The sequence below is a fragment of the Arthrobacter sp. Leaf69 genome (assembly GCF_001422645.1).
In the GTDB taxonomy this organism is placed as follows: Bacteria; Actinomycetota; Actinomycetes; order Actinomycetales; family Micrococcaceae; genus Arthrobacter.
This window is the reverse complement of record NZ_LMLR01000016.1, coordinates 34,817-54,378: the sequence shown is the minus strand read 5'-3', so window position 1 is coordinate 54,378 and position 19,562 is coordinate 34,817. Positions and strand designations below refer to the sequence as shown.

Here is a 19,562-nt window from a genome sequence, read left to right as displayed (position 1 = left end):
GGCCAGCAGGTCGGCCCGGCTGTCACCGTTGAGGTCTCCGGTGCCGGTAATGGATGTCATGGCGTTCCAGCCGCTGCCGATTCGTACCCGGGCGAGGAAGGATCCTTTGCCGTTGCCGGGGTAGAACCACAGGACCCCGGTGTTGTCCCYGGCCAGCAGGTCGCCCCGGCCGTCACCGTTGAAATCGTTTGACCTTCTGGCTGACGCGAAAGTCGCCTTGAAGGTGGTGGTCCAGGTCGTTGTTGCGCCGGCGGCAAGGACATAGTTGGTGCGGGCTTTCGCGGTGATGGTGATGGTTCCGGTGCCGGGGTATGTGCCTGCCGGTTTGGCTGTTCCGCCGACGAGGTAGTCCACGCCGGTGGTGGCGGGGATCGTGTAGGTGTCAGCGGTCATGCCGTCCTTGTCGGTGAAGATGACTGCTGCGGGGGTGACCTGGAACGGGGTGGTTTTGAACGTCGCGGTCCAGGATGCTGTTGCACCCGGAGCCAGGACGTAGTTGGCTTTGGCTTTCGCGGTCATGGTGATGGTTCCGGTGCCGGGGTAGGTGCCGGCCGGTTTGGCTGTTCCGCCGACGAGGTAGTCCACGCCGGTGGTGGCGGGGATCGTGTAGGTGTCAGCGGTCGTGCCGTCCTTGTCGGTGAAGATGACTGCTGCGGGGGTGACCTGGAACGGGGTGGTTTTGAAGGTAGCGGTCCAGGATGCTGTTGCACCCGGAGCCAGGACGTAGTCCGTGCGGGCTTTCGCGGTCACGGTGACGGTTCCGGTGCCGGGGTAGGTGCCGGCCGGTTTGGCTGTTCCGCCGACGAGGTAGTCAACGCCGGTGGTTGCCGGGACGGTGTAGGTGTCCTGGGCGGTGCCGTCCTTGTCCGTGAACACCACCGCAGCCGGGGTCGCCGCCGGTGGTTGCCGGGACGGTGTAGGTGTCCTGGGCGGTGCCGTCCTTGTCCGTGAACACCACCGCAGCCGGGGTCGCCGGGTTGGGGGTGGTTTTGAACGTGGTGGTCCAGGWGGAGGTCGCGCCGGCGGYCAGGACGTAGTCGGTTTTGGCTTTGGCGGTGACGGTGATGGTTCCGTTGCCGGGGTACGTCCCCGCGGGAACGACCTTGTCGCCGACGAGGTAGTCAACGTGATGGTTCCGTTGCCGGGGTACGTCCCCGCGGGAACGACCTTGTCGCCGACGAGGTAGTCAACRCCGGTGGTTGCCGGGACGGTGTAGGTGTCCTGGGCGGTGCCGTCCTTGTCGGTGAAGGTCACCGGCGCGGGGGTCACCTCACGGTCAGTGACCGTTAGTGTCGGGGCGGTGATATCTGCTAGCGCTTCGTTCCCGGAGTAGTTGCCGACGGCGTCTTGAACACCACTAAAGCGCGGAKTCCAAGTTCCCGCGGGGGCACCGGCAGGGATGGTTAGAGTCGCGCTGAAGGTGCCGTCAACCGGGGTTCCGCTGGCGAGATTTTCCAAGTTCCCGCGGGGGCACCGGCAGGGATGGTTAGAGTCGCGCTGAAGGTGCCGTCAACCGGGGTTCCGCTGGCGAGATTCATGAACGAATAGACCTTGCCAGGAAGGTTTTCAAGGTAGAGGAACACGGAGCCGGTCCCGGAGAGGTCGTCTGTGATGTGGGCTGTARCCGTCACTGTCTTGGGACCGTTGCTTACATCAACGGTCTGCGGCGATATCGACATCCCTCGCACCACAGGAGGCGTCGTATCCTCCGCCGCGTGCGAGGCAGAAATGGGCGCAAGGCCAAGCATCAAGGACACGACGACCAGCAACCGCGCGGCAATCGAAAATGGCCCAACTCTGTTAGAAGCCAACAAGAAATGTCCCCCCAAGGGCCGCACTTTGGGCGGCGTTCGAGCCCGCAGAGCCGCGGACAATGAGAATCTAACACCTAAATCCATGACGACATGTGTCTCCCCTACTTGAGAGGGCTGAAGCAGACATACACAAGGGCTGTTCACGCTGAGCACGTCGAGTGTCTGAGGCAGAGTCACCTCGGGCTAAGCGGTCAAGTACTCCTGGTTGAGGGTCCAGTGGGCAGTGAGGACTGCCGAAGGGGGCGGTGGCACCGCCTGGGCGTTCGGCCGTTTTTGGTTTTTCGGCAGAGTCAGTCCTTCCCGTTGTGGCTCGACGGCGGGTGCCGCCGGACACCCCAAGAGTCGCCCAGACTCCGCGAAGGATACTGGGCGGCCCGAAGCGGACAAGGATCAGTCCCGCAACGCCCACACGGTGTTGTTCGGCTGCAGCCAGCCGTCCGCGGCTAGGGGTGCGGCGCTGAGTAGCACGGTCCCGGCCGGCAGCCGGACCGGTTCGGTGCCCATCGCGACGGCGACGAAGAAGTCGGCGCTGCGTTCGCAGACCAGCAGGTTGCCGGGTTCCACGCGCCAGGTGCCGCCGTCGTTTGGGCCGAAGACCTCGTTCTTCCACAGCAGCCGGCGTAGCTCCAGGGCCTTGGTCACCAGTGCCAGCGAGGACTCCGGGTTTTGCTGCTGGAGTTCGATTGCATGCGCGCCCCAGCCGGCGGGCTGGGGCAGCCACGGTTCCGCCACGGATTCAGCCAGCGAGAAACCGTGGCTCAACGCATCGTCACCAGTCCACGGCAGCGGGACGCGGGCACCGTCGCGGCAGACGCCGCCGCGGGCCCACATCGGATCCACCCGGGACTCCAGAGGGACTTCCACCTCGGGCAGCCCCAGCTCCTGGCCCTGGTAGATATACGCCGGGCCGGGAAGCCCCAGCAGCGCCACCAGCGCGGCCCGGGCACGCAGCGCGCCAACGTCACCGCCCCCGAACCGGGTGACCGAACGGACGATGTCGTGGTTCTCCAGCGCCCACGTCGGTGTGGCGCCGTGCAGCTGCCGCGCGGCCTCGAGCTCGTTCCCGACGGCGGCCCACGCCGCCGGGTCCCAGCCGAGCTTCACGAACGCGAAGGCGAAGGCCTGCTGCATCTCATCGGCGCGGGTGTAGCGGGCGGCGCGGGCCGGTTCCAGGTTGACCTCGCCCACCAGCAGGCGGTGCGGCTCGTACTTCTCCGCGAGGGTGCGCCAGCGGCGGTAGACCTCGTGGACTTCCTCCTGGTCCGAGACCTGCGGGTTGGACCGCAGCCCGTCCACCACCCCGCCCGCGGAGGGCGAGTCGGGCAGGCCATCGGCCTTGAACAGGGCATGCGCGACGTCGATCCGGAGGCCGTCCACACCCTTGTCGAACCAGAAGCGCAGCACCCCGTCGAAGTAGTCGCCGACGGCGGGATTGCGCCAGTTCCAGTCCGGCTGCTCGGGGGAGAAGAGGTGCAGGTACCAGTCCCGGTCCCTCGCGGAGTCCGGGTTGGCCCGGCTCCACGCCCGGCCGCCGAAGACGCTCTGCCAGTTGTTCGGCGGGACGTCGTCGAGGTCAGCAACACCGGTACCCAAGCCGCCGCCGTCGGACATGTCCACCGGACCCGGGACAAAGTGGAACATGTCCCGCTCCGGGGACCCCGGCCCGGCCGCCAAAGCTGCCTGGAACAGCGGGTGCGCCGAGGAGCAGTGGTTGGGGACGACGTCGAGCAGCACTCGCAGACCCAGCGCGTGCGCCTCAGCCAGCAGCGTGTCGAACTGCTCCATGGTGCCGAACAGTGGGTCCACGCCGCAGTAGTCGCTCACGTCGTAGCCCTGGTCCACCTGAGGGGAGGGCTGGAACGGGGTCATCCAGATGCCGTCGACGCCGAGCGAAGCGATGTACGGCAGCCGGGCGGTGAGCCCGGCGAGGTCGCCCACGCCGTCGCCGTCGCCGTCCGCGAAGGACCGCGGATAGACCTCGTAGATGACGGCGGACTGCCACCACTTCACGTCGGGCGTGAGCGTGGTTTCCTCGAGAGCGCTCATTTGCTGGCGCCGGCGGTGAGGCCTTCGACGATCCGGCGCTGGAAGATCAGCACCATGATCACGAGCGGGACGGTGACGATCACGCCGGCCGCCATCTGCTCGCCGAAGGGCGCCTGGAACTCGGTGGCGCCGGTGAACTTGGAGATCGCGACCGTGGCGGTCTGGATCTTCGGATCGTTGATCATGGACAGCGCGATGATGAATTCGTTCCAGCTGTGGATGAACGTCAGGATCGCGGTGGTGAAGACGCCCGGCGCGGCCAGCGGCAGCAGCACCCGGCGGAACGCCTGCCACTTGGTGCAGCCGTCGATCATGGCCGCCTCTTCGAGGTCGAACGGCAGGGCCTTCATAAACGTGGTGAGGTTCCAGACCGCCAGCGGGATCGCGAAGGACAGGTTCGGCACGATCATCGCCTGGTACGTGTTGATCCAGCCGATGTCCGTGAAGAGCCGCAGCAGCGGGACCACCACGGAGATGCCGGGGAACATCGACGTCGCGATGATGACACCCAGGATCAGCGACTTGAAGCGGAAGTTCAGCCGGGAGATGGCGTAGGCGGCGAACACGCCCAGGACCAGCGCGAAGGTGGTGGTGGTGCCGGCGACGATCAGGGAGTTGAGCAGCGCCTGGCCGAACATCGTGGAGCCGTCGAACACTTTGGCGTAGTTCTCCAGCGAGAATGGGGCCGGCAGCAGGGTGTTGTCGAAGATGTCCGCGGTGCGGCGCAGGCTGGAGACCAGCATCCAGTAGAACGGCGCCAGGCAGTACGCGAAGATCAGCGCCAGGCCTGCGTAGACGCTGTACGAGCGCCAGGTGCGCTTGGGTTTCGTTTTGCCGGGTACGACGGCGGCAGTCGCCTCGGGTGCGCCGGAACCGGTCGCGCCGGAGTCGGCGGCGGCGTTGCGGAGGTCGGAGATGGTCATCGGGTGGCCTCGGCCTTCTTCTGGTCTGACACTTCAGTGTTCGCCTGCGTCTGGCTGGCCGCGAGGCGGTTCTTCCGGGCGGTCTTCTTCGACAGCAGCTTCAGTTCCTTCGCGCCGGTGACGTCGGCGCCGAGGACCTTCACGAACACGATCGCGACGACGGCGACGTACAGGAAGAGCATGACGGCGAACGCGGAGGCGGAGCCGTAGCGGAGCTGGTTGGATTCGTCCCAGGCGAGCATGGAGAGGGTCTCCACGGATTCCTTGCCCGGCCCGATCAGCACGAAGGGAAGGTCGAACATGCGCAGGGCGTCGAGCATGCGGAACAGCACGGCCACCAGCAGGGTGGGCTTGACCAGCGGGAGGGTGATGGAGCCGAGCTGGCGCCACCAGCCGGCGCCGTCGATCCGGGCGGCTTCGTAGACTTCGCCGGGGATGACCTGCATGCCGGCCAGGACCAGGAGGCCGATGAACGGGGCGGTCTTCCAGACCTCGGCGATGATGACGGCGACCCTGGAGGCGTTGCCTTCGGCGGTCCAGAGGATTTCGCTGCCGAGCAGGTTGTTGGCGATGCCGTCGGACTGGAAGATCCAGCGCCACAGCAGGCCGGAGACGGCGGTGGGGACGGCCCACGGGACCAGGATGCTGGCGCGCAGGAAGGACCGGCCGCGGAAGGCGCGGTTCATGGCGAGGGCCAGGCAGAGGCCCAGGACGGTCTCGAGGAACACCGTGGTGACGGTGAAGAACGTGGTGTTGGCGAAGGCGTTCAGGAAGCGCCGGCCGGACTCGCCGACGAACAGGTCGGCGTAGTTGGCCAGGCCCACGAAGGATTCGACGTCGGAGACGAAACCGTCCGCGTCCAGACCGGATTCGGCGCGGAACAGGGACTGGTGCACCGCGGAGAGCAGCGGGTACACAATCACCAGGGCAAGCACCAGGATGGTGGGGGAGAGCAGCATCGCGGCCATGCGGCCTTCGCCTGGGGAGCGTTTGCCGCGTCTGCGGGGCCCGGGTGCGTGGGGCGTGCCGGTCTGCGCGCCGGCGGGCGGGGCGGTCGTCGTCGTCATGCTGGGTACCTAACTGGAGTTGCAGCTGCCTGGCCGGCCGGGATGGACCGGCCGGCCAGACGTGGGGTCTGAACTGCTGGGGCTACGGAATTACTTGGTCAGCTCGGTGAGCTTGGCCTGCATGTCCTTCAGGGCGGTGTCCGTGTCCTTGGCGCCGGTGATGGCCGCGTAGGCCTCTTCCTGGATCGCCTTGGTGGTGGCGCCGTACTGGACCACCTTGGGGCGCGGCTGGGCGTTGTTCAGCGAGGTCAGCAGGGTGGGGAAGAACGGGCGCTTGGCGACGACGGCGGGATCCTCGAACAGAGAGGCGTACACCGGGGCGCGGGAGGACAGGGCGAGGCGCTTCTGGGCCTGCTCCTCGCTGGTGAAGAACTTGACGAACTCCAGCGCGGTGGCCTTGTTCGGGGTGAACGGCGAGATGGCGAGGCTGCGGCCGCCCAGGGTGGAGACGCCGGGGCCGTCGGTGCCGGGGATGGAGGTGATGTTGAACTTGCCGTTCACCTTGCTGGAGCCGTCGGTGGCGCTCAGGGAGGCGTGCAGGAAGGGCCAGTTGCGCATGAAGACCAGCTTGCCGTCTTGGAACGCGCGGCGGCCCTGCTCCTCGAGGTAGGTGATGGCGTCGGAGGGGAAGAGCCCGTCCTTGAAGCCGTCCACCAGCAGGTTCAGGCCTTCCTTGGCTTCGGGGGTGTTGACGGTGGGCTTGCCGTCGGCGTCGACGACGGTGCCGCCGGCGGAGGCGACGGCCTCGGAGAAGTTGACCGTGAGGGCCTCGTTCTTGTCGAACTGGCCGGTGTAGCAGGACATGCCGGCGGCTTCGGGGAGCGCCAGGATCGCCTTGCAGGCAGTCTTCATCTCGTCCCAGGTCTTGGGCGGGGCGGCGATGCCGGCGGCCTGGAGCAGGTCGGAGCGGAAGTAGAACAGGGCGCCGTCGGTGTAGTACGGCGCGCCCACCAGGGAGTCCCGGTACGTCGCGGCGTTGACCGTGGCGGGGATCATCTTGTCGGTGGGGACGGCGTCCGCGGGCAGCGGCAGGATCCACTTGTTGGCGGCGAACTCGGAGGTCCAGACGACGTCCAGGTTCAGCACGCTGAAGGTGTCCGACTTGATCTGCGCGTTCTGGATGAGCTGCTGGCGCTGCTGGTCCGCGGAGTCCGGCAGTTCGATGAACGTGACCTTCTCCTCGGGGTGGGCGGCGTTCCACTCCTCGATGGTCTTGTTCGCGGCACCGGAGGCGTCGCGGTTGGAGACGTAGTTGATGGGGCCCTTGCCCTCGAAGGACGCGGCGGCGGCCTTCGGGGTGCTCTTCGCGTCTGTAGCGGTCCCGCCGCAGCCGGTGAGGGCGACGGCGGCGACGGTCAGGGATGCGGTGGTGGCGAGAAGAGTCTGCCAGGTGCGGCGGCGCTGCCTCATGTGTTGCTCCTTGTTGAGTGGTTTGGTGCGAATGGTTTGGTGCGAGTGGTTTGGTGTGGGTGGTTTGGTGCATGCGGAACTGCGGTGGCTGGCCGGTTGGTGGCACGGGGGAGTGCCGGCTGCCGCCGGTGGTGGTGTGGTCTGTTGGGGCTAGCTGGTGGGTTCTGGCGTGCCCGGCGGGGCTGGACTGGGCGGTGTTGAACCGGGCGGGGCGGTGGAGCCGCGCTCGATCAGCCGGTGCGGCATGATCTTCGGCCCCAGGTCGCGGGAGCGGAGCAGCTTTTTCACGGCCATCCGCCCCATCTCCTCGAGCGGCTGGGCCATGGTGCTCAGCGGCGGGTTCACGTGCAGGGAGGTGGAGGTGTTGTCGAAGCCCAGGACGGAGACGTCCTCCGGCACCCGGAGCCCGCGCCGCTGCAGTTCATTGACGACGGCGGCGCCCATCTCGTCGCTCATCGCGAAGATGGCGGTGAGCCCGGCGTCCTGCTGTAGCAGCTCGTCGACGCCGTTAGCGCCGCTTTCGTAGAAGAAGCTGCCGGTGGCGGTGACCGGGGTGCAGCATGCTTCGGTCATGGCGCGGAGATAGCCGCGTTTCCGGGGCTGGGCGACGTAGACTGACGCCGGATCCCCGGTCAGCAGGCCGATGCGCCGGTGGCCGAGCCGCAGCAGGTGACGGGTCGCGTCGTAGGCTGCCTGCTCGTCGTCGATCGCCACGCTGGGGGAGCCCGACTTGTCGCTGATGGCGACGGAGATGATGGGGACGTTCGGCCCCAGCAGCTGCCTGGTCTCCGGCGTGATCACCGCGGAGATGAGGATGACGCCCGCGGCCCGGTAGGTGCGCAGGGTCCGCAGGTAGCCGGCGATGTAGGCGGACTTGGCGCCGGTGCGGCCCACCATCGCGGCGTACACGCGTTCCCGGGCTTCCTCCTCCACGCCCTGCATGTTTTGTATCGATGGAAGGCCCTGCCGCGGGGACCGTCCGCGCTGAAGTCAAGCCTCCGACTAATACATGCGACGGTCACGTGATCGCCTAGTGCCGGGATCCCGTGAGACGAAGGACTACTGGAGAGGTGTCATGGCCCTGCGGAGTCGACCTGCCGGCCGTTGTGCCGCCGATTTCGATTCCGCGCGGGTTCCGACTCGCCAGTCTTGGTCGTTCCCCAACCAAGCATCACCTCCGTGACGCAACCAAATATGTCACCTCCTCCGACCAGTACGGCCCAGGTACTTCTAACGGCTGCGAGAAAGGTAGTCGCCATTACGAGCTGCGCATGGGGAGGGTGATACTTTGAACCTAAACAGATCGTCGGCTGGTAATCGGAGAGTTAAGTGCCTCTATACATGAAGCAGAATGGGGGCCCGGCGGTCGAAGCAGCGTGGGCTGATTCATTTCTGTTACTTGGCAGACAGTTAGCCAAGCATCAAACAGATCCCCAGAGTCAAGTAATTCTGGTGGTCACAGTACCCCTACGGGATTATGCAGCCTGGCTGATTGGCGTTGGTTGGCGGTTATCCAAACGGCGAGAATACGCTTCAATATCGGCCTCAAGTTTTAAGCTACTGCGTCCAGGAAATTTAATCGCATTGGCAACCGGAAATCGTGTACGTTGCGGTATTTTTCATGGCTGGGATGAGAACAAGAAGCGAATTAATATCGACGGAATACATCTTTCGATAGATAGTGTGCTTTACGCAAATATACGGGAAAACGGAATAGGTTCAACCGGGTACAGAGACATTCCCCGACCGGCCTCAATTCTCGCCGGAACATGGTTAGAGGGAAGTTGGATTGCTGCCAACGCCGAAGTAGATCACGACGTTGCCATCGTGGGAGTGAAGCGAAGTCTCCTTGCTGAGAGCGAAACGTTGATCGGCCTGGCACCAGATTCCATGAATGCGCTTGGAGACATACTGACAGTGCCAGAGTCGACGAGCGCCACGTCGTGGTGCGCCACCATTGTCCCGTCTACCGATGGCGGACGCTCAGATCTTGATGCCGGTGCTTCCCTGGTCATTCTTGATGGAACATCCGCTGCGCGCTGGCTCCGGACTGTTGAATCACAGTTTATAGTATGCGTCGTTGATCGAAGTCAGGACCATGAGTCTTTTGATGAATCTGTTCTCAGAATAAGGGCCGGAGGGGTCCCGCTAGAAAACGGTTTCCTCGATTGGACTCCACCGCCAGGCATAGAAGTTCTCGGCTTCGAGGTTCCGTTGTGAAGACAATTAAAGAAATCCGGAACATCTACGAAGTTGTTCGTGGTGCGACTCGAGCCCCGATTGAAATTCTAAGGGTGGGAGACCTGATAGGTGAGACTCTAACTTACCTACTCCGACAAATCCGAATAGAATTGGAGCTGGACGGGATCTCTCCGTGGCAGCCCACTTTTGATTTGATCTCTGGGCTGCGCTGGCATTGGTCGCAGTCACCCGGAGAAATTCGCCTAAACCTGCGTTTTGGTGAATTTCTTGAAAGTCTTGAACGAGATATTCTTCGGCTGGAGTTGATGTCTTCCAACGCAGAACGCATTCAGAGTGTTCGACAGCTTGTCGATAAACTACGTTCAGAAACCACGGCGCCCATGGCAGAAGTACTGGCAGATTATCTAAAGGATGGGGTCGGGACGAACATCGCTGTCGTACTGCCCCGCAATTACTTAGTCGAACAGTACCGAGCTAACCTACGGTCAGCGTTTCCTGGAACCCAGATTCTGGGGCGCACGGAAGTGAAGGGAATAACCCCCGTCGACCAAATAATATACCTTGGAGCACCAGTTCTTTTTGGATCCGGCGCCTGGCGTTCGCCGCGATCAGAAGAACAGGTCTTCATCATGCCAAGCTGGATTAGCAAACCCAGTCTTCCATCTTCTGAACTTCAAGTTGCATTCATGAACCCGTATACCCGAGCTGTTGTCCACAGAGAGACAGGCACGTTAGATCTCGAGACGGCAGGGCAGGGAGATGACGAAGTCGGCGCGGACTTCTATCTCGAAGGGCCGCGAGCCAGAGCGACGGAGGATGACTCAGTCCCGCTTCACGTTGACGAGGTTTGGGCGCGGGAGGTAACGCTTTCAGGAGGACACAGCACGCTTCTCGACGTTGAAGGAGAACAGGTAAGGACGATAGATCCCCAGGGGCGGCTGGGAGAACGGGTGAAGCTTACCGATGTTGAAGAAGTGAATGTCGGCACCTATCTCGTGGTCCGAGAGGGTGCTTCTGACTCAGACATACTGCGCGAGCTTACGCTGCAGAAGCTCGGCAGTAACGGTGCCTCGACTCTGAATTTGCATTCCCAATGGAAATCCCTGCTGTCCCTGCAGCTACGTCGACATGGAGAACGCTGGGTTCGGAGTCGGCTCTTGCACGCTGGCATGCGCACCATTCCAAGGGTAGAGGCTTGGTCCCTGGACGGTACGTTTGGTCCTCGCTCCGATACCGACTTCAAATTGTTGATGCAGTGGCTTGGCCTAGATCCCGGCGACTTTCTGGACGCGCGAAATCAACTTCGTAGCGCACAAAGCAAGACAACTCAGGGCATTCGGAGGCAACTTGAAGCCAAGTTGTCTCAGGCTGACATGCAAGTGTTACTTGTGCAGGGCTCATTGAGAATGAACTCAGAAATTAGCGGCTTGGCCAGTATGCTTGCGTGTGAAGTTCTTGCGGTCTCGCCCAATGTGTTCAGGGTCAAAAAACATGAATGTCGCTCGCTTAAATTAGAGAGTAGGTACCTATGGCTCGAATGATTCCTCCAATGCTGGCGAAAGAGACTAAGTCTCCGGGCGAAGTGATCCTATTTCCGAAGTTTGAGTCAGACGCCGCGACACGGGACTGGATTGTCCTTCATTCCCTAAACATCGCCAACCACGTCAGCAATCTCGAAGGCGAGGCTGATTTTCTAGTCATTGCTCCGGGACGGGGTATCGCCTTAGTTGAGGTGAAAGCGGTCCAGAGAATTGAACGCAAGAACGGCATGTGGCATATGGGCAATTTGCCTCCCACACATCGCAGTCCCTTCGACCAGGCTAATGATGCTTACCGATCTATTGAGCGGTCCCTCAAGAAAAAGGGAATAAATCTCGAAGGAATTCCCTTTGACTCAGTTGTATGGTTCACGCATATTTCGCGAAGTCATTCCATTGTTGATTCACCTGAATGGAACCGGTGGGATTCGCTCTATTCAGAGGATAGGCGCGGTAGCGTGGGACGAGCCATAGCCGATTTCTTGAACATCGCAGAAGGGCACCTGAGAGGAAAAGGGCGACTGGTACAGCCGTCCAATCTTGACAGACGTCTAGCAAATCGCATAGCAGAGGTCCTCCGTCCGGATTTTCTCCGTCGGCAATCGGCAGATGAACTGCGGCAAGATCTGACTGAAGAACTGGAAGAGGTCCTGACCGAGCAGCTGGATGCGCTGGACGTCATGGAAGACAATCCTAGAGTGTTATTCATGGGGCCAGCAGGTTCGGGGAAGACGCACCTGGCGAAAGCTGCCGCTCGTAAGTATGCGGCGGAGGGGAAATCGGGCTACTTGGTATGTTTTAACAGGAATCTTTCTGAGCATCTGCGGAAGGAACTGGCCGATGTTCCAGGGCTGGAGGTCGGCACTATACACGGCTTGCTCAAGAGAATTTCTGGAATCCCGGTACCAGCAGACGTCCCCCACGGTTGGTGGGACAACGAGTTCATAGATGCGGCTCTCGAATGGCTACTTGCGCATGATTGCGCGAGAGACTACCTCCTAATCGATGAAGCCCAGGATATACTGCGGAGTCGCTACCTTAATGTGTTAGATGGAATGCTTCACGGTGAACTAACGAACGGTCGTTTTCTGGCATTTGGCGACTTCGATCATCAGAAAATATATACCACCGAAGACATAATTGCGAAGTTTGACCTAAGGGTTCCCGAAACCCCCGTCTATAGGCTCCATAGTAACTGCAGGAATTTGCCAAAAGTAGGAGCTTCCGTGGCTCTTTTCGGGCGTCTGGATCCGGGATATAAACGCTATAGGCGTCGTGATGACGGAGTAATGCCGAAGTTTAAGACTTACAAGAACCTTCTCGAGGCTGAAGACATTCTCATTGAGGCCATCCGTGAACTGACATGTGAGGGTTTTGAGCTCAAAGATATTGTCGTTTTGAGTCCGCGAAAAAAATCGGTTGCATCCGAGGCGAGTAATTCGTGGCTCAATAAGCGATTGGTTCCCTATGGAAGCGTCGCGAATGATTCGATCGCAAAATTCGAAACAATCCATTCCTTCAAGGGTCTTGAGGCGCCTTGCGTAATAATCACCGATATTGATTCTAAATCAAGTTTGAGGGCTATCGCAGACCTGCTCTACATAGGCATGAGTCGATCGACAATGAGGACTGTCGTGACCGGACAAGCCTCCGTCTTGAACCAAATTCTTCCAGGAGTAAAAGCATGAATGGACGTGAAACAGTCGAGTCGCAGGTTAGACGCGAGCTGGTTGGCCCCCTACTCTCAAATGAGAGGCTAGGAAAACCTATAGATCTTTCCAGCCCGGTTCGCTTCACATCGTGGTTGGAGGCAGAGGGCCCGTGGCATGATTCGGAGTCTGGCGAAGAGATTCTGTCAATTGTCCAACCAAGTAATCGCTACGGTGTTGGGTTGCTATTCCCTGCAGGGAAGGTTCGTGATCTTGGTGACGCCGGGGTTGGTTCTCCCTACGAACATGACGCTACAGCCCGTCCTGCAGTAGCCGATCCCGTTGAGGGTATGGATCTTGAGTTCAACTCTGATGCTTCGGAGGTCGGCGGCGATGATTTGGATCTTGCGGGTGCAAACCAATATCTTCCTAGCAGCTTGGCCGTCACCTGTTCCCTTCATCGAGATTTCAAAGGTCAACTCTTGTGGCGCGTTCGCGGCGCCGTTTATCGAAAGTTCAATGTTGAAGTCTCCGGAACAAAGCGAAGTTGGTGGGTCAGGAGGCCTTTTGAATCCGCTGGATGCATCGATTCGCGGGAAATCTTGGACCGTCAACGACTGCGGCAATCCCTAACTCCGACTTCGACTGTGGGCGAAGTGCCAAATATACGGTTGAGCTATTTCTCTCGGACCTCACCCCATAGGCATGACACGGACGATGTCTTGACGACCTTCGTGCTCGAGAACTTGGAATCGAAGGAGGGGCAGCAGTCCACTGTCTTCCAGGTTGAAATGCAGGTCTACTCCGAGAGCGGTGGCGCATTTACTGCATTTCCCGAGCGTCCGTTGGTCGACAGTACGGACGAAGAGATGGCAGAGCTAGCACTGCTTTTCAGAAACACTAGAACGTTCGCTCGAGGCCATGGATGTGCGGCGAACTGGTCCGAACCGGCCGGGGACCGGGTCAGTATGGTCTGGGCGGATGTTCTACCGACTTACGAGGCAAGCAGTCCCACCCCGGACATCCGGGTGAAGACGCATGATGGAACAAGGGAGCAGCTCCGCCTGGAAATGGGTCTATTGGCGGCGGGAGATCCTGTCGGCGATTTACAGTTGAAGACCTTGGTGGACAGTTATGGGGCGTGGATTGGCGAGCAAGAGTCGGTGTCTGACCAACTGGATGAAAGCTATCGCTCCGCGGCAGCCCGCAATATGGAGTTGTGCAGAGGCGCGCATCGTAGAATGGAAGCTGGACTTGATATATTGCGTCGTAATAAGCTAGCAAGAGTGTCATTCCAACTCGCGAATGAAGCGATGCTTATGCAACAGGAGCGTTCGCGGTTCCCATTGCGCGATGTGAAGTTAAATTCACAACTCGGTTATGATTTCTCAATTGCCTATCCCACGAGTCCTACTATTCAAGATTCGAATGCACGCTGGCGTGCCTTTCAGCTTGGTTTCATCCTTAGCATTATTCCTGAGCTGGTAGAGACAGAGAATGCCCATCGGGAAAATGTTGACCTAATATTTTTCCCGACGGGTGGCGGGAAGACGGAAGCATACCTTGGGGCCGCAGCCTTCATGATTCTGTATCGTCGCCTCACCGATGCTGATGATGTCGGTACCTCGGTGATCATGCGATACACACTTCGCCTTCTGTCGGCCCAACAGTTCCTCCGAGCCGCTGCGTTGATAGCGGTGTTGGAGGACATGCGCAGCCGCAGAACGGACCTAGGGTCGGAACCTATTAGCATCGGAATCTGGGTCGGGAGCGGTTCAACGCCGAACACGTGGGAGGCAGCTCGAAAAGACTTCCAGCAGATGGAGAAATCCCCCAAAGCTTCGAATAGGTTCTTGCTTTTGAGATGCCCATGGTGTGGAGCGCGTTTTGGGCACATCAAGTCCGACAGACGAAAAGGTCATTTGGTCGGATATGAACGGGTGGGCGGTCGCATAGCCTTTATCTGTCCGGACGCGAAGTGCAGGTTCGGCGGACGCCGCGAGCTTCCTGTGCATGTTGTGGACGAGGGTATTTACGAGTCTCGGCCGACGTTCTTGCTCGGCACCGTCGACAAGTTTGCGATGTTAGCCTGGCGGCCAAAGGCCCGATCGATATTTGGTTTGGGCCCGACGGGCGAGCGTGTTGCTTCGCCGCCCGGACTTATTATTCAAGATGAGCTACACCTGATCTCAGGCCCACTCGGTTCCATGGTGGGAATATATGAACCCGTCATTGAGGAACTCTGTACGGACCGTCGGCGGGGAGCAAATGTTCGACCCAAGATACTGGCAGCGACTGCTACTATCAGAAACTTTAAACAGCAGGTGAGATCGCTCTATGCCAGGGAACAGGTGACCCTGTTTCCTCCAAACGGTCTAGAGCAGGGGCATTCATTCTTCTCGGAGCCTGCCCGCGGAGAGGATGGACGGCTTCTGCCTGGGCGGCGGTATGTTGGCATACATGCGCCGGCACTGGGATCCATACAGAGCGCGCAAGTTCGAACTATGTCGGCCGCGCTCCTGGGCGGCATGCTAGTCGAGTCTGCGGACAAGGATGCGTACTGGACAAATGTTTGTTTCTTCAACAGTCTCAGGGAGCTTGGAAATACTGTTTCGCTCGTCCAGTCGGATATTCCGGATTACCTTTCCGCGTGGGGAAATCGAGAAGGGTATGACAATAAAGATGTTCGAAGGCCCCGCCACAACATGGAGCTGACGAGCCGCAGGAGCGAGGAGATTGCAAAGGCGCTCGAAGAACTCGAAGTTTCCCTGGATACAGCTGCTCACCGGACAGTCGACATTTGCCTTGCGTCCAGCATCATCGAGGTCGGCGTTGATATCGACCGTCTGTCCCTCATGACAATCGTCGGCCAGCCAAAGACTACGGCCCAATATATCCAGGTTAGTGGTCGCGTCGGCCGACGATGGTGGGAAATACCCGGTCTAGTCTTGACTGTGTACGGTGCATCAAAGCCAAGGGATCGAAGTCACTACGAACGGTTTCGGGAGTACCATGAGCGTTTGTATGCCGGTGTGGAGCCGACTAGCCTGACTCCTTTTGCGGAGCCGGTGGTGAAACGGGCCCTACATGGTTCCGTGGTGGCATACTTGCGCCAATCAAATCCGGACTTGACTAGCCCGTTTCCTTTTCCCGAACAGGCATTCCGAGACGGAGCGCAAGTTATCCGGGATCGTGCATCCAAGGTTGATAAAGAAGGACCGAACTTTGTCGACAAGTACCGCGACGATCTTATCCGTTCGGGGAAAGCCTTTGAGAGAATCCACTGGGATGGAAATCTTGTTGGTGGGCGTCCGAAGGATGGATTGATGCGATTCGCTGGTTCTGCAAGTTTTGCGGATTCAGTACCGATGTGGGAGGTACCCTCGTCAATGAGAAATGTCGATGCCGAATGCCAACTAAGGATTTCAACCTACTACGCTGAGTCTGATGGAGGAGTTAACCAGTGAGCATTGGTCCAATGCGTCGTGGACAGTTGATCAGCCCCTTCGGCGTAGGGGCCATGAGTACTCTGGTAAATGGTACGTCGGTCGTCACAGCTGGACTTGACGCGTGGTTCAAACCTCCCGCTGGGAGCGATCTGTATCTGGAGGAATTCTCTGCTTCTGCGAACGACCCCAGGTTGCTACGGCGACTTGGTGTTGAAGAACTTCGCCTTCCACCGGACTATCGCACACGGAGCCAATACTCTGAAGGAACGGGGACAAACACGAATTTGTCCGTGCCTGTTCTTCGGTTTCCAGGCTGGAGTTTTTGCCCGTGGTCCGCATGCCGCCGTCTAAAAAAATGGCCGTTGACCCTAAACGAAGTGCCTCGATGTGATTCACAACTACACGAGGGTTGGAAGTCCAAACCCACCATGCATCAAGTGCCGTTTGTGGCTATTTGTCCAGCTGGGCACCTCATGGATTTTCCTTTCGCTGAGTGGGTACACAAATCGCCAGACCCCTCGTGCCAGGGATCCTTGACGCTGCGCTCGACCGGGGGTGGCACGCTGGCTGGCCAGCTTGTCACGTGCGCATGCGGCGCCAGCCGAAACTTGGGAGGGGTTCTCGAAGGAGCATTGGATCGGGATGGGAACGAAAGCTCTGTTCTAACCGAGGCCCTCTCACCAGTATCGGTATTTTCGTGTCGAGGGTCTAAGCCTTGGGCGCAGGAAGTGCTGGGATTTTGCGGACAGCCGTTGAGGGGTGCATTGCGGGGTGCAGGGAATGTCTACTTTCCGAAAGTCGAATCCTCCATATTCCTCCCCCAGGGGGAATCTCCTTCGCCTCAAGACCTGATCGAAAGCCTTCGGCGGCCCCAGGTGTATGCACTCCTCTCCATAATGGTTCAACTACTGGTGTCACCTCCCGCGGCGATCATCCGGCAAAGACTGTCCGCGGAGTACCTCCTCGGGTACCCGGATGACGTCATCGAATCCGCTGTCGCAGAGCTATTCGGCTCCGACCAGTACGTGGAGACTGGAAAGGCGTCATCTAGCACCGAGGATGATCTGGAGCCTGAGAGCAGTTGGCGGGCTCCAGAATACGAGGCGCTGCGCACGATTCAGGATTACGCAGATTTGAAGACCACAAATCCTGGATTGACAGGGGAAACCGCGAAGTATTTCGCCCTAGTCCACAGAGTCGAGTCATTGCGTGAGACGCGGGCTCTTAGGGGCTTCACCAGGCTCAGGGACTCGGCGCTGGGGCTGTCCAATGGGAAGGACCTCTTGCGGCGCTCTCATGAAAACCTTGAAAAGCCATGGTTGCCGGCTTATGTGGTGAGGGGCGAAGGCATCTTTTTTCAGTTTCGAGAAGATAAGCTCCGTTCTTGGGAGTCAGATCCGAAGGTAGTTCAGCGAATTGTCAAGCTGAACCACCGGCGTGAGGAGTTGGCTGAAGGCCGGGGAGCTCCGACTTTGCTGAAGATCAGTCCTCGACTAGTTTTGCTCCATACGTTCGCCCACGTCATGATAAACCAGCTTATCTTTTCGTGTGGATACGGTAGTGCTTCGCTCCGGGAGCGTATCTATGTGAGCGATCAACCATCCAGTGACGAAACAGCCGGGGTCCTGATCTATACTGCCGCGGGCGACTCGGAGGGAACAATGGGCGGACTTGTTCGGATGGCTAACCCTGCAGACCTGTCGAAGCTACTAAGCCAGGCAATGCTCGAGTCCGAATGGTGCTCGTCCGACCCCGTGTGCATGGAGCTTGGGAAAACCGGACAAGGGCCTGATGGTTGCAATCTCGCGGCCTGCCACTCATGCGGTCTACTGCCCGAGACCTCATGTGAAATGTTCAACAGATGGCTGGACCGAGGCGTACTCATTGGTGACCACGAAGACAAGACGCTCGGGTTCTTCTCGGAACTGTTGTGACGGTTCCCACTCGACAGTCGTGATGTGCCGACCGATGCCGTTGGCGGCGCAGTTGGGCCGACGGTCGGCGGTGGAGTGAGCGTGGCGCATTGAACGTCCTCGGACACCCAGCTCCTGAGCCAACGCACTCTATTCCTGTCGGAGGTATAGGGCAAAGTCTGAGACACAGGCCCTCAGTGGCAAGACCATGCCAGCCGAAATGAGATGATGGACGACATGAAAACCCCCTCTAAACTCACTGTGCTCGAAATCTGCGCCGGAGCTGGAGGCCAGTCAGTAGGGCTGGAACAAGCCGGTTTCGGTCATTCGTTGGCCGTCGAGATCGACACCGATGCAGCTGCGACGCTGCGGCTAAATCGACCATCCTGGGACGTCCACCACGGTGACGTTCGAGAAGTCAGCGGCAAGGACTTCAGGGGCGTCGACCTGCTGGCCGGAGGCGTGCCTTGCCCGCCATTCAGCATCGCTGGTAAGCAGCTTGGGGCCGACGATGAGAGGGATCTTTTTCCGGAGGCTCTACGTCTCGTACGGGAGGCCAATCCATCCGCCGTTATGTTAGAGAACGTCAAGGGGCTGGCATCGGCACGATTTTCCACCTATCGGCAGTCAATACTCGACGCATTAGGGACCCTTGGATACGAGGCCGACTGGCAACTGTTCTACTCCAGCGAGTTTGGCGTGCCCCAGCTCCGTCCGAGATTCATCTTGGTGGCGGTAAAGAAGCGCTACGTCAAGAAATTCGAATGGCCGTCGACTCACGGGGTCCCACCGACAGTAGGCGAAGTTCTGTTGCCAATGATGGAGAGCGGCAACTGGCCCGGAGCGGCAGCTTGGGCACGAAGAGCTGACGGTATCGCTCCAACGGTTGTGGGCGGATCCAAGAAACATGGAGGGGCTGACTTGGGCCCCACACGAGCGAAGGCTGCATGGCTCCAGCTGGGCGTTGACGGGAAGGGCATTGCCAATGAGGTGCCAGGCCCTGACGCTCCGCTAGACCACGTGCCTCGTCTTACCAACGAAATGGTTGCCCGTATCCAAGGGTTCCCATTGGATTGGCAGTTTTCGGGGAAGAAAACGTCAGTCTACCGCCAGATTGGCAATGCTTTTCCGCCACCTGTTGCTGCGGCTATGGGTAGGTCGATTGCCGCGGCTTTAGGCGTCAGGCCCGCTAAAACCGCAATATTCGAGGAGTCGGTTGAGCGCGAACTCCTAGCTGTCAGCTAAATAGTTGTTTGTTGCTCGGCTGACGCCCTGACTCGAGCACTTCTTGCCATTGCACAAGGCGCGGCCGGCGAACCATTTATTTCGTTTTCATTTAGTCTGTTCTGGCCGCGAAATACGGTTGGAACGTGGCCTGGAATTTGTGCTGGTGAAGCTCCGCAGGGGTCTGCGGAGCTCCGGCCAAGCCCTCATGCTTCCCGAGTGGGGAGCGTCAATTTGTGTGTATGTCCAGAGCGTAGCCCGCCATCGTGCCCTTTTTTTGGCCGCTCGGGTCCGGTGCCCGAGTCGCCAGTACAGGGGGTTCCAGGG

Annotated in this window: 12 protein-coding genes; 6 read left to right on the top strand and 6 right to left on the bottom strand. The window is 59.8% G+C overall.

Translation table 11 applies throughout. The features are described 5' to 3' along the window. From ASE96_RS19645 to ASE96_RS17455, 6 genes are all read right to left on the bottom strand, one after another. Window positions 1–876, bottom strand: an 876-nt coding sequence (locus tag ASE96_RS19645; protein ID WP_235500328.1) for an FG-GAP repeat domain-containing protein, incomplete at its 3' end; no start/stop codon positions are given. Window positions 877–2,204: 1,328 nt separating this feature from the next. Then, window positions 2,205–3,860, bottom strand: a complete 1,656-nt coding sequence (locus tag ASE96_RS17475; protein WP_056433405.1) for an alpha-amylase family glycosyl hydrolase — start codon at window positions 3,858–3,860, stop codon at window positions 2,205–2,207. Then, window positions 3,857–4,783: a carbohydrate ABC transporter permease gene (locus ASE96_RS17470; protein WP_235500326.1), complete on the bottom strand. Its 927-nt coding sequence runs from the start codon at window positions 4,781–4,783 to the stop codon at window positions 3,857–3,859. The genes ASE96_RS17475 and ASE96_RS17470 overlap by 4 nt, the downstream gene beginning before the upstream one ends. Further along, window positions 4,780–5,850, bottom strand: a complete 1,071-nt coding sequence (locus tag ASE96_RS17465) for a carbohydrate ABC transporter permease (protein WP_235500325.1) — start codon at window positions 5,848–5,850, stop codon at window positions 4,780–4,782. The genes ASE96_RS17470 and ASE96_RS17465 overlap by 4 nt, the downstream gene beginning before the upstream one ends. Window positions 5,851–5,940: 90 nt before the next feature. Then, window positions 5,941–7,260: an ABC transporter substrate-binding protein gene (locus ASE96_RS17460; protein WP_056433398.1), complete on the bottom strand. Its 1,320-nt coding sequence runs from the start codon at window positions 7,258–7,260 to the stop codon at window positions 5,941–5,943. 150 nt (window positions 7,261–7,410) lie between these two features. Next, window positions 7,411–8,193, bottom strand: a complete 783-nt coding sequence (locus ASE96_RS17455; RefSeq protein WP_235500324.1) for a substrate-binding domain-containing protein — start codon at window positions 8,191–8,193, stop codon at window positions 7,411–7,413. A 651-nt stretch (window positions 8,194–8,844) separates the two neighbouring features. On the opposite strand from ASE96_RS17455, the gene ASE96_RS19275 reads away from it, so the two are divergent. The 6 genes from ASE96_RS19275 to ASE96_RS18975 all read left to right on the top strand — a co-directional run bounded on the left by ASE96_RS19275 (window position 8,845) and on the right by ASE96_RS18975 (window position 19,256). After that, window positions 8,845–9,480 carry a hypothetical protein gene (locus ASE96_RS19275; RefSeq protein ID WP_156367657.1) on the top strand — a complete coding sequence of 212 codons (636 nt, stop codon included), beginning with the start codon at window positions 8,845–8,847 and terminating at the stop codon, window positions 9,478–9,480. Further along, window positions 9,477–11,003: a hypothetical protein gene (locus ASE96_RS19270; protein ID WP_156367656.1), complete on the top strand. Its 1,527-nt coding sequence runs from the start codon at window positions 9,477–9,479 to the stop codon at window positions 11,001–11,003. Before ASE96_RS19275 ends, ASE96_RS19270 begins: the two co-directional genes overlap by 4 nt. Before the next feature lie 8 nt (window positions 11,004–11,011). Continuing rightward, complete coding sequence (locus ASE96_RS18990; protein ID WP_162238837.1) at window positions 11,012–12,688, top strand: nuclease-related domain-containing DEAD/DEAH box helicase; 1,677 nt, start codon at window positions 11,012–11,014, stop codon at window positions 12,686–12,688. 311 nt (window positions 12,689–12,999) lie between these two features. Further along, entirely contained in the window at window positions 13,000–16,116 is a 3,117-nt protein-coding gene (locus ASE96_RS18985) for a helicase-related protein (RefSeq protein ID WP_200913089.1), read from the top strand. 11 nt (window positions 16,117–16,127) lie between these two features. Then, window positions 16,128–18,032 (top strand): DUF1998 domain-containing protein, encoded by a 1,905-nt coding sequence (gene drmB, locus ASE96_RS19640; RefSeq protein WP_082492831.1) that lies wholly within the window; start codon window positions 16,128–16,130, stop codon window positions 18,030–18,032. A gap of 216 nt (window positions 18,033–18,248) precedes the next feature. Next, entirely contained in the window at window positions 18,249–19,256 is a 1,008-nt protein-coding gene (locus tag ASE96_RS18975) for a DNA cytosine methyltransferase (RefSeq protein WP_082492846.1), read from the top strand. Window positions 19,257–19,562: the final 306 nt, after the last annotated feature.

Bases quoted from the DNA above. Each gene is read 5' to 3' on its own strand.
- ASE96_RS17465 (WP_235500325.1), bottom strand. From the start codon at position 5,850: ATGACGACGACGACCGCCCCGCCCGCCGGCGCGCAGACCGGCACGCCC.
- ASE96_RS17460 (WP_056433398.1), bottom strand. From the start codon at position 7,260: ATGAGGCAGCGCCGCCGCACCTGGCAGACTCTTCTCGCCACCACCGCA.
- ASE96_RS18990 (WP_162238837.1), top strand. From the start codon at position 11,012: ATGCTGGCGAAAGAGACTAAGTCTCCGGGCGAAGTGATCCTATTTCCG.
- ASE96_RS18975 (WP_082492846.1), top strand. From the start codon at position 18,249: ATGAAAACCCCCTCTAAACTCACTGTGCTCGAAATCTGCGCCGGAGCT.
- ASE96_RS17470 (WP_235500326.1), bottom strand. From the start codon at position 4,783: ATGACCATCTCCGACCTCCGCAACGCCGCCGCCGACTCCGGCGCGACC.
- ASE96_RS18985 (WP_200913089.1), top strand. From the start codon at position 13,000: ATGGATCTTGAGTTCAACTCTGATGCTTCGGAGGTCGGCGGCGATGAT.
- ASE96_RS17475 (WP_056433405.1), bottom strand. From the start codon at position 3,860: ATGAGCGCTCTCGAGGAAACCACGCTCACGCCCGACGTGAAGTGGTGG.
- drmB (WP_082492831.1), top strand. From the start codon at position 16,128: ATGCGTCGTGGACAGTTGATCAGCCCCTTCGGCGTAGGGGCCATGAGT.